Source organism: Methylibium sp., from assembly GCF_013817365.1.
Lineage (GTDB): Bacteria > Pseudomonadota > Gammaproteobacteria > Burkholderiales > Burkholderiaceae_C > Methylibium.
This window is the reverse complement of the sequence record NZ_JACDCU010000126.1, coordinates 1-9,291: the sequence shown is the minus strand read 5'-3', so window position 1 is coordinate 9,291 and position 9,291 is coordinate 1. Positions and strand designations below refer to the sequence as shown.

Here is a 9,291-nt window from a genome sequence, read left to right as displayed (position 1 = left end):
CTGCGTAGCAGGCCGACCGCCGCACTGAAGCGAAGCCCGCCGCCCGCCCGCGGCTTTGCTCTCGCACAACATCCGCAAAGCAACAGCAACGCGCGTCGAACTTCCGCAAAGGGCCGAGAGCAGACAGTCGTTTCACTTCAGCACTCGCTCAAAGATGCTACCCAGCAGCTCCCGCTGACCACGGTCAGGCAGCGGCCCGCGCAGCGCCTGCAGGTTCTCGCTCATGTGCTCGGGGTTCGTGGTGGCCGGGATGACGCAAGTCACCGCCGGATGAGCCAGCTCCCACTTGAGTACCAGCGGCGCCCAGGCGGTGCAGCCGAGGTCGGCGGCCAGCGACGCCGGCAAGGGTTCGCCCTGCAGCCGGTCGAGCAGCCGCCCGCCGTCGAAGGGGCGGTTGAGGATCACGGCCATGCCGCGGTCGGCGGCCTGTTGCATCAGGGGCTCGGCGCGCTGGTCGGCCGGGTTGTAGGTGATCTGCAGGGTGTCGAGCGGCTCCCTGGCAAGCACCTCGCGCAGGGTGTCGTGCTTGTTGCCGTGCGAGGTGGTCACGCCGATGTGGCGCGCGCGGCCCTCGGCCTGCCATTGGCGCAGCGTCTTGATGTGCGCTTCCCAGTTCAGCAGGTTGTGGATCTGCATCAGGTCGCAGCGCTGCAGGCCCCACAGTGCCAAGGAGCGCTCCATTTGCGTGGGCCCGTAAAGGCCCAGCGGCGTCCAGACCTTGGTCGCGCTGAACAAGGCCTGTGCGCCGGGCACCTCCGGAAGCAACTGGCCGAGCACGCCTTCGGCGCTTCCGTACATGGGCGAAGAATCGATCAAGCTGCCGCCGCCGGCGAAAAAGCGCTCGAGCACCCTGCCTCGCACCGCGAGTGCTTCGGCGTCGTTGGCGAGCAGATTGAACGTCATCCACGTGCCCATGCCGACCACGGGAATGCGCTCGCCGCTGCGCGCAAGGGAGCGAGTGCGCACCGGCACGGCGCTTTGCGCAGCGGCCGGACCCGCGAGCAGTGCGGCAGCGCCGGCATGAACGAGAAAACCACGACGATCCATGTCGCCATGATGCGCGGCGCCGCTTGTCCCCGCAGCGCGGTCGGAGTCGGCAGCACTGACCGGCCCTGCCCTGCCGCGAGCCGACAAACGTGGCCTGTTCCGGCGCCGCCCCTTGCAGTAGGCTGCGGCCCTTCTCGCGGCGCCACGGGCACCGCCGGAAGACTTCGACCGGCGCTGCTCGCGCCGCATTCGGCCTCAACAAGGACAACCCATGACCGAATTCATCAGCGCCGTGAGCGCCATCGTCTGGAGCCCGGCACTCATCTATCTGTGCCTTGGTGCCGGTTTGTACTTCTCGATCCGCACCCGTTTCATGCAGGTGCGCGGCTTCAAGGAAATGATCCGGCTCATGTTCGAGGGCGAGAAGTCGCCCTCGGGCGTGTCGTCCTTCCAGGCGCTCACCATGTCGCTGTCGGGCCGGGTGGGCACCGGCAACATCGCCGGCGTGGCCACGGCCATCACCTTCGGCGGGCCGGGTGCCGTCTTCTGGATGTGGATGGTGGCCTTCCTCGGCGCTTCCACCGCCTACGTCGAATCGACGCTGGCGCAGATTTACAAAGAAACCGACGACAGCGGCCAGTACCGCGGCGGCCCGGCCTACTACATCGAGAAGTGCATGGGCGTGCGCTGGTACGCCTGGGTCTTCGCGCTCGTCACGGCCATCGCTACCGGCCTGCTGCTGCCCGGCGTGCAGGCCAACAGCATCGCCACCGCAGTGAACAACGCCTGGGGCGTCCCTCCGGCGGTGAGCGCCGCATGCATGGTGGTGCTGCTCGGCTTCATCATCTTCGGCGGGGTCAAGCGCATCGCCGCCTTCGCCGGGGTGGTGGTGCCGTTCATGGCGCTGGCCTACGTCCTGGTGGCGCTGGTGATCACCATCATCAACATCGATCAGGTGCCGAGCATGATCGCGCTCATCTTCAAGAGCGCCTTCGGCCTGGAGGCCGGTTTCGGCGCGGTGCTCGGCCTGGCGGTCGAGTGGGGCGTGAAGCGCGGCGTCTATTCAAACGAGGCCGGCCAGGGCACCGGCCCGCACCCGGCTGCCGCGGCGGAGGTGTCGCACCCGGCCAAGCAGGGCTATGTGCAGGCGTTCTCCGTGTACGTCGACACGCTGCTCGTGTGTTCGGCTACCGCCTTCATGATCCTGTCGACCGGCAAATACAACGTACAGGGGCCCGACAAGACGATGCTGGTGAACAACCTGCCCGGCATGGAGACAGGCCCCGGCTATACCCAGGCCGCGGTCGAGGCGGTGCTACCGGGCTTCGGCGCGAGCTTCGTGGCGCTGGCGCTGATGTTCTTCGCCTTCACCACCATCGTCGCCTACTACTACATGGCGGAGACGAACATCGCCTACATCAACCGCAAGATCCACCGTCCGTGGATGCTGCTGGTGCTCAAGTTCATGGTGATCGCGGCGGTGATCTACGGCTCGGTGCGCAGCGCCGGCGTGGCGTGGGACCTGGGCGACATCGGCGTAGGCCTGATGGCTTGGCTCAACATCATCGCCATCCTCATCATCCAAAAGCCCGCCTTGCTGGCACTGAAGGACTATGAGGCGCAGAAGAAGGCCGGCGTCGATCCGGTATTCGACCCCGAACGGCTGGGCATCAAGAACGCCGACCTGTGGCGAGAGCGCAATCTCAAGGTCGGCAGCAAGCCCAGGCAGCCCTGAAGCGCGACCGCCGGCCTAGCGTGCGCTCGGCCGGCGGTGCGGGTTCTTCCTCCAGAGGCTTCAGGCGCGCTTGAGCGCAGGCATGAGCACCACCGACCTGTCGGGCCGCGCGCCGGCGTGGCGCACGCTCAGCACGTGGTCGAGCGTGAGGCGCATGTACTCGTAGCTCTTGAGCACGTTGTTGCGGATCAGCGCCGCGCCGCGCTGCGTGGGGTCGGTGCCCATGATTGCGCAGACGATCTCCAGCGCTTCCCACGGGTGCGAGTCGTCGTAGCGGGCGTGCAGCTTGAGCCACTTCATGGCCTTGGCGCGCGCGTCCGGCTCGAAGCTGTTCTCGTACACGTCGGACGAGCACACGAAAGCCGACCAATCGCCGGTAGCACCCTCGATCGCGTAGTTGGTGGCGGCCATGGCGGCGGCCAGCGCGTCGCGCTCGCAGGTGTGCCAGCACCAGTGACCGAGGGCGTGGGTCTCGAGCGGCACCTTGCCTTCGAACAGCTCCTCGCGGTTCACGCCGCTGGCGGCGGACCACTCGATCCAGTGATCGACGTGGTTTTGCTCGACGCGGATGTTGCGGATCAAAAAGCGCCGGGCCAGATCGTGACCGCGAGTGCGGCCGTACTGGACCTTGAGCAGGTTGAGCGCCATGTACTGGGGAAACTGCTCCACCACCGGCCAGCCGCTGACCAGGAAGGAGTGCGTTTGCGCCTCATCGAGCCTGGCCTCTCGCATGCGGTGAAACAGCTCGTGCGAGGTCACCCGTTCACGAGACGGTGCACAGGCGGCCACCATCTCCTGCGCCCATTCGGGGTAGCTGTTGATGTCCTGCAGGTCTCCCTGCCTCACAAAGGCATCTCCCAAGCGACTCTCCCTTTTGCCTTGCTGCCGAGAGCCGCCCAGTTGCTGCTCCGATTGCGAAAGCGTTAATTTTTGGCAGCGCGAGCGTAATCGACTCGCGCGCATCGATCAACGACTATTTGTCAAGCCGTTGCGCCGCACATTCGTGGGGTCGTCCGAGGCCCCGCCGCAACGGTGGGCAAGGGCAGTCAGGCCCGGGCTGCATCCGGGCCGAACAGCCGCTGGCTGAGCACCTGCGGGTCCTCGAGCGTGCGCACCGCGGCGTAGGCGAGTTCGGCCTCCGGGTAGCGGCGGCGCAGGTAGTGGAGCCACTGCTTGAGCCGCCCCGCGCGGTGGCGCGGCAGCGCGATGTGAACAGCCACGAGCGCCCAGAACTCGCGCAGCAGCGGCAGCACCGCCGGCCAGGCCAAGCCGCCCGGCGCGCCGGCGCCTTCGCCTCGGCCCTGTGCGGCGATGGCCAGCGCCAGACCCGGATCGGCCACCGCACCGCGGCCGAGCATCAGCGCATGGCAGCCCGACACGGCACGGCAGCGCAGGGCATCGTCCACCGTCCAGATTTCGCCGTTGGCGATGACCGGAATGTCGATGGCACAGCGGATGTCGGCAATGCGCTCCCAGTAAGCCGGCGGCCGATAGCCATGGGCCCTGGTGCGCGCATGCACGACCAGCTCGCCGGCGCCACCGCCGGCGATGGCCTGCGCGCATTCGACGGCGCGCGCATCGTCGTCGAAACCCAGCCGCATCTTGGCCGAGACCGGCAGGGGCGCCGGCACGGCGTGGCGCACCGCGGCGACGATGCGCCCGAGCAGTTCCGGGTCCTGCAGCAGCGCCGCGCCGCCGCCGTGGCGGTTCACCACTTTGGCGGGGCAGCCGAAATTCAGGTCGATGCCGGCCGGGCCGAGCGCCGCCAGACGCGCCGCATTCTCGGCAAGGCAGACCGGGTCGGAGCCGAGCAGCTGCGCATGCACCGGCACGCCGACCCGAGTGCGCCCGCCGTTCAGCAGCTCTGGCACGATGCGCGTGAACACCCGCTCTGGCAGCAGCGTGCCGGTGACTCGGATGAACTCCGACACGCAGCGGTCGATGCCGCCGGCGCGCGTGAGGATGTCGCGCAAGGTGAAGTCGAGCAGCCCTTCCATGGGCGCGAGCAGGAGAGTCATGACACCGCCGTTCAGCCGCCGGCGAGGCGCGGCGAGCGGAGTCTGTCATGCCCATGCATCTGGCCGCCCTGCAGGTTGCGCCGGACAAAAGCACGACCCTGCTGCGCACGCAAGGACGAGTCGTACGCGCAAGTCCCCGCTTCAGCGCCGCAGCGTCGACCGCACGATCACAGGCTGCCCGGTTTTCGCGAGTATGAAGATGCCCGGCAGCCCGGCCGTCTCGAAACGGCCCTTGAGATGGGCTTCGATCAGCGAGTCGGTGATCGACATGGTGCCGGTCCGGTTGTTGCTCACGAAGAACATCGCGCCGCCGCCCTCGTTGTGGGTGTTGTTGCGCAGGTGGTTGCCACACATCCCGAGCCGGATGGTGTTGCCGTCCTGGTAGATCGCCCCGCCACTGCCGCCACCGGGCGTGCCCGAGCGCTTGGGGTTGGCGCCGTAGCCGATCGCCCGGTTGTGGCTGAACAGGCTGTTGTGGATGCTGAACGAGGCGTGCAGTCCGCTGAGGCCGCCGCCGTTGGAGCAGCTGTTCCCATAGCCCGGCGCACCACCGAAGCTGCTCTTCGTCACGTACACCGGCGCCTGCGGCGAGTTGCCGAAGACGCGCACCGCGCCACCGCCAACATCCGGCCCGGTGGCTTCGCATTCATTGCGGAAGAAGCGGCTGTTGACGATCTTCAGCCGCCCGCCGCGAACGTAGATCGCACCGCCGCCGTAGACGCTGCTTTCGCCGTAGCTCTGTCCGGCCGAGTTGCCGTCGACGAAGGTGAGGTTCTGCACGGTCAGGCGCGGCGTGTCCTGGATGTCGCAGCGCGGCGAGGTCCAGACCTGCTTGGGATCGCAGGTGTTTTGGTAGAGCACGCGCACGCGCCCGCCGCCGCTCAGCGTCACCTTGCCTTCGCCGTCGAGCACGACGTCTGGCTTGTTGTTGAAGACCTTGGCGGTGCGGCTCATCGCGATGGTCACCGGCTTGGCGCCACAGTTGAACTTGATGATGCCGCCCTGCGCCACGGCATTGACCACCGCGTCCGAGGTGCAACTGGCCGGCGTGCCGGTGCCGACCACGCGGGTCGGCCTGGAGGTATCGACCGCCTGCGCCGGGGTGGGCACCGGGCAGCGGCCCGCCGAGTAACCGGCGGCCGGCCCGCTCGGCGTGGTGACCACGGCGGCGGCGGTGGCCCGGACTTGTTCTTCCGCAGGGTCGCTGCCGATGGCGTCGGCGGTGCCGGATCCCCCGCCGCCGCAGGCGCTCAGAGCGGCGACGAGTGCGACGGCGGCCGCGATCCGGCAGGACAGGAAAGAACGGCGAGAGTGAAGAAGTGATTGCATGGCGGGCGTGTTTCGGTGTGGCGAGCAAACGGAGCCGCGACCTTAGTGCGCACCGGACCGCATGGCTGTGAGCAAGCGGTGTCGCCTGTCGCAACATGCATCGCTTCTCGACAAGGCGCAGTTGTGATAACAGCGCGAAGGTTTGCGCGGTCTGCGCCGAGGGCCGATCATTGGCGTCCTCGTACCTCCGGAGCCCGCCTTGAGAGCCTTGATCCCCGCCGCCTTGATCGCCCTGCTGACCGCGCCCACCGCTTGGGCGCAGACCGACGCCGCCGCCAATGCCGCCAGCGAAGCCAGCGTGGTCCTCTCGCCCACCGGACTGGTTTACCGCTCGCTGAAGGAAGGCTCGGGCGCCAGCCCGGCCCCGAGCGACGTGGTGCGCGTCCACTACCGCGGCACGCTGCCCAGCGGCAAAGAGTTCGATAGTTCGTACAGCCGCCGCGAGCCCGCCTCGTTCGGACTGGGTCGCGTCATTCCATGTTGGACCGAAGGCCTGCAGCGCATGAAGGTTGGCGGCAAGGCACAGCTGACCTGCCCGCCGGCCATTGCCTACGGCCCGCGCGGTGCGGGCGGCGGCCTGATCCCGCCGAACGCGACGCTGCATTTCGAGATCGAGTTGCTTGGCATCGGCGGGCGCTGACGCGCACAGCGTCGTCGTCCTGGCAACTCGCAACTCGCATGGAACGTCGAAAAGTACCGCTTGCCCCGGACGCCGGGCGGGTGATCGCCGAGACGCGCGCTTGGGTCGAGCGCGCGGTCGTCGGCCTGAACCTGTGCCCGTTCGCGCGAGCGGTGCATGTCAGGCAGCAGATTCGCTATGCGGTGAGCGATGCACCCGACGCCGAGGCACTGCTCGAAGCACTTGTCGCCGAAATGCACGCGCTGGTCGCCGCCGATCCGGCGCGCATCGACACGACCCTCCTGATTCATCCAAGAGTGCTCGGCGACTTCACCGACTACAACGACTTCTTGCAGGTGGCCGACGCGGCGCTTTCCGAGCTGAACCTCGAAGGCGTGCTGCAAGTGGCGAGCTTTCATCCGCACTACCGCTTTGCCGGCACGACGGCGCAGGACGTGACCAACGCGACCAACCGCTCGCCCTACCCGACGCTGCACCTCTTGCGCGAGGCGAGCGTCGATCGCGCGGTCGCCGCTTTTCCCGATGCTTCGGCTATCTACGAGGCAAACCTCGTGAGCTTGCGCGCACTGGGTTCAGAAGGCTGGGCGTCCCTGCAGGCGCAGTGCCGACGCGATGCCGCGGACGAGGGTGCGCCGGCTCGCGCCGGATAACCCTGCCGTTCAGGAAAGCTGCGGCTTCTTCTCCCCGCCGCCGACGATCCGCTTGACGCCGGTCACCACCGCCAGCACCAGCGCGCCCAGCAAGATGCCGACGATGCCATCGAGCAGTGTCGGCAGCACCGCCGACAGCACGCCACCGACACCCGGCCATGTGGCCGCCTGCGCGGCAAGCGCCTCGATCCACAGATTCAGCGCAGGGATGCCATGGGTGATGATGCCGCCGCCCACCAGGAACATCGCGGCAGTCCCCACGACCGAGAGCGTCTTCATCATGTAGGGCGCGGACAGGACGATGCCGCGCCCGCTCGCGCGCTGCAGCCGGGAAAGGAAGCCCTCGCCGGGCCGGCGGCTCAGGTACAGACCGATGTCGTCGAGCTTGACGATGCCCGCGACCAGCCCGTACACCCCCACCGTCACGAGCACCGCCACGGTGGTCAGCACGCCCAACTGGGTCGTGAAAGAGGCAGCCGTGACGGTCGCCAGGGTGATCGCAATGATCTCGGCGGACAGGATGAAGTCGGTGCGTACGGCGCCCTTGATCTTGTCCTTCTCGGCCTGCACGATGTCCACCGCCGGGTCGGCCAGTGCGTTGACGCGTTGGGCATGCCGGGCGGCGTCTTCTTCGGGGCTGTGAAGAAAGCGGTGCGCCACCTTTTCGAAGCCTTCGTAGCAAAGGAAGGCTCCGCCCAGCATGAGAATCGGCGTGACCGCCCAGGGCGCGAAGGCGCTGATGGCCAGCGCCGCCGGCACGAGGATGAGCTTGTTCAGCGCGGAGCCCTTGGCCACCGCCCACACCACCGGCAATTCGCGGTCGGGCGTCACGCCGGCAACCTGCTGCGCATTGAGCGCCAAGTCGTCGCCGAGAACGCCCGCGCTCTTCTTGGCCGCCACCTTGGTCAGCACCGCCACGTCGTCGAGCACGGTGGCGATGTCGTCGATCAGCACGAGCAGGCTGGAGGCCATCGAAATTCTTCCTTGTGTGAAACGGCGCTTGCCGGCACAGCACGATGCGCTTGCCTGGCAAGACTTTTCAGCGCGGCGCGCCGAGCGGGATCGTAACGGCCCTAACAGGAGAACGGCGGGGTGCATGCGGCCGGTGCCGCCGACTCGCATAAGCTTTCCATTCCACTGCAGTCAGCCACCCGGCCCGAGCCCCATGCCTTCCGACGAAGCCCTGCGCCACAGCCCCGCGGCCGAGCGCAACCGCCAAGCCATCCTCGAAGCGCTGCTGCAATTGCTGCCGCCGCAGGGCTCGGCGCTAGAGATCGCCAGCGGCACCGGCCAACACGCCGTGCATTTCGCCGCCGGCCTGCCCGGCTGGTCGTGGCAGCCGAGCGATCCCGACCCCGGCGCCCTCGCCTCGATCGCCGCGTGGTCGGCGCATTCGCGACTGCCCAACTTGCGGGCCCCGCTGCAACTGGACGTAACGGCAGCGCAATGGCCTGTAAACCCGGGCTGGACAGCGATGTTCTGCGCCAACCTGCTGCACATCGCGCCGTGGGCGGCGTGTCTCGGTCTCATGACCGGCGCCGCCCGCAACCTGGCGCCCGGCGGCTTGCTCCTGATCTACGGGCCTTACCTCGTCGACGATGCACCCACGGCACCGAGCAACCTCGCCTTCGACGCCGACCTGCGCGCCCGCGACCCGGCCTGGGGCCTGCGCCGGCTGAAAGACGTGGCGCAAGCGGCCGGCACGGCGGGCATGGTGCTGCGCGACCGCCTATCGATGCCGGCCAACAACCTGTTGCTGGTGTTCACCCGCGCACACGCCGTGCCGGCGTGAGCCGATGCACCGACTGCGCCCGCCGGCACCTCAACTGAGGCCGAAGAACGACAGCACCGCGACAACGACGACGATCAGACCAACGATGTAGATGATTCGGCTCATGGAGCGCTCCTTCAGGGACGGGCATTCGACTGGCG

General features: G+C 68.0%; 9 protein-coding genes. 4 read left to right on the top strand and 5 right to left on the bottom strand.

Features of this window, described 5'->3' with window-relative positions; all coding sequences use genetic code 11:
* Nucleotides 1–132: 132 nt before the first annotated feature.
* Nucleotides 133–1,047, bottom strand: coding sequence for an aldo/keto reductase (locus tag H0W38_RS09755; protein WP_292453320.1), 915 nt, complete (start codon nt 1,045–1,047; stop codon nt 133–135).
* 211 nt (nt 1,048–1,258) lie between these two features.
* On the opposite strand from H0W38_RS09755, the gene H0W38_RS09750 reads away from it, so the two are divergent.
* Nucleotides 1,259–2,722, top strand: coding sequence for a sodium:alanine symporter family protein (locus H0W38_RS09750; RefSeq protein ID WP_292453318.1), 1,464 nt, complete (start codon nt 1,259–1,261; stop codon nt 2,720–2,722).
* 60 nt (nt 2,723–2,782) lie between these two features.
* Here the strand turns inward: H0W38_RS09750 and H0W38_RS09745 are convergent, their stop codons facing one another.
* The 3 genes from H0W38_RS09745 to H0W38_RS09735 all read right to left on the bottom strand — a co-directional run bounded on the left by H0W38_RS09745 (nt 2,783) and on the right by H0W38_RS09735 (nt 6,069).
* Nucleotides 2,783–3,568 (bottom strand): TenA family transcriptional regulator, encoded by a 786-nt coding sequence (locus H0W38_RS09745; protein ID WP_292453316.1) that lies wholly within the window; start codon nt 3,566–3,568, stop codon nt 2,783–2,785.
* Nucleotides 3,569–3,768: 200 nt separating this feature from the next.
* Nucleotides 3,769–4,740, bottom strand: coding sequence for a tRNA-dihydrouridine synthase (locus tag H0W38_RS09740; protein ID WP_292453313.1), 972 nt, complete (start codon nt 4,738–4,740; stop codon nt 3,769–3,771).
* A gap of 141 nt (nt 4,741–4,881) precedes the next feature.
* On the bottom strand, nt 4,882–6,069 hold the full coding sequence (locus H0W38_RS09735) for a hypothetical protein (RefSeq protein ID WP_292453311.1): 1,188 nt from the start codon (nt 6,067–6,069) through the stop codon (nt 4,882–4,884).
* 235 nt (nt 6,070–6,304) lie between these two features.
* Here H0W38_RS09735 and H0W38_RS09730 point away from each other — a divergent pair, with 235 nt between their 5' ends.
* Nucleotides 6,305–6,709: an FKBP-type peptidyl-prolyl cis-trans isomerase gene (locus tag H0W38_RS09730; RefSeq protein WP_292453322.1), complete on the top strand. Its 405-nt coding sequence runs from the start codon at nt 6,305–6,307 to the stop codon at nt 6,707–6,709.
* Between the two features lie 38 nt (nt 6,710–6,747).
* The gene (locus tag H0W38_RS09725) at nt 6,748–7,359 is read left to right on the top strand and encodes a DUF1415 domain-containing protein (protein ID WP_292453309.1); all 612 of its coding nucleotides are present in this window, start codon (nt 6,748–6,750) and stop codon (nt 7,357–7,359) included.
* Between the two features lie 9 nt (nt 7,360–7,368).
* Here H0W38_RS09725 and H0W38_RS09720 read toward each other — a convergent pair whose 3' ends face one another.
* Nucleotides 7,369–8,331 (bottom strand): DUF808 domain-containing protein, encoded by a 963-nt coding sequence (locus H0W38_RS09720; RefSeq protein ID WP_292453306.1) that lies wholly within the window; start codon nt 8,329–8,331, stop codon nt 7,369–7,371.
* Between the two features lie 193 nt (nt 8,332–8,524).
* Here H0W38_RS09720 and H0W38_RS09715 point away from each other — a divergent pair, with 193 nt between their 5' ends.
* Entirely contained in the window at nt 8,525–9,151 is a 627-nt protein-coding gene (locus tag H0W38_RS09715) for a DUF938 domain-containing protein (RefSeq protein WP_292453304.1), read from the top strand.
* Nucleotides 9,152–9,291: the final 140 nt, after the last annotated feature.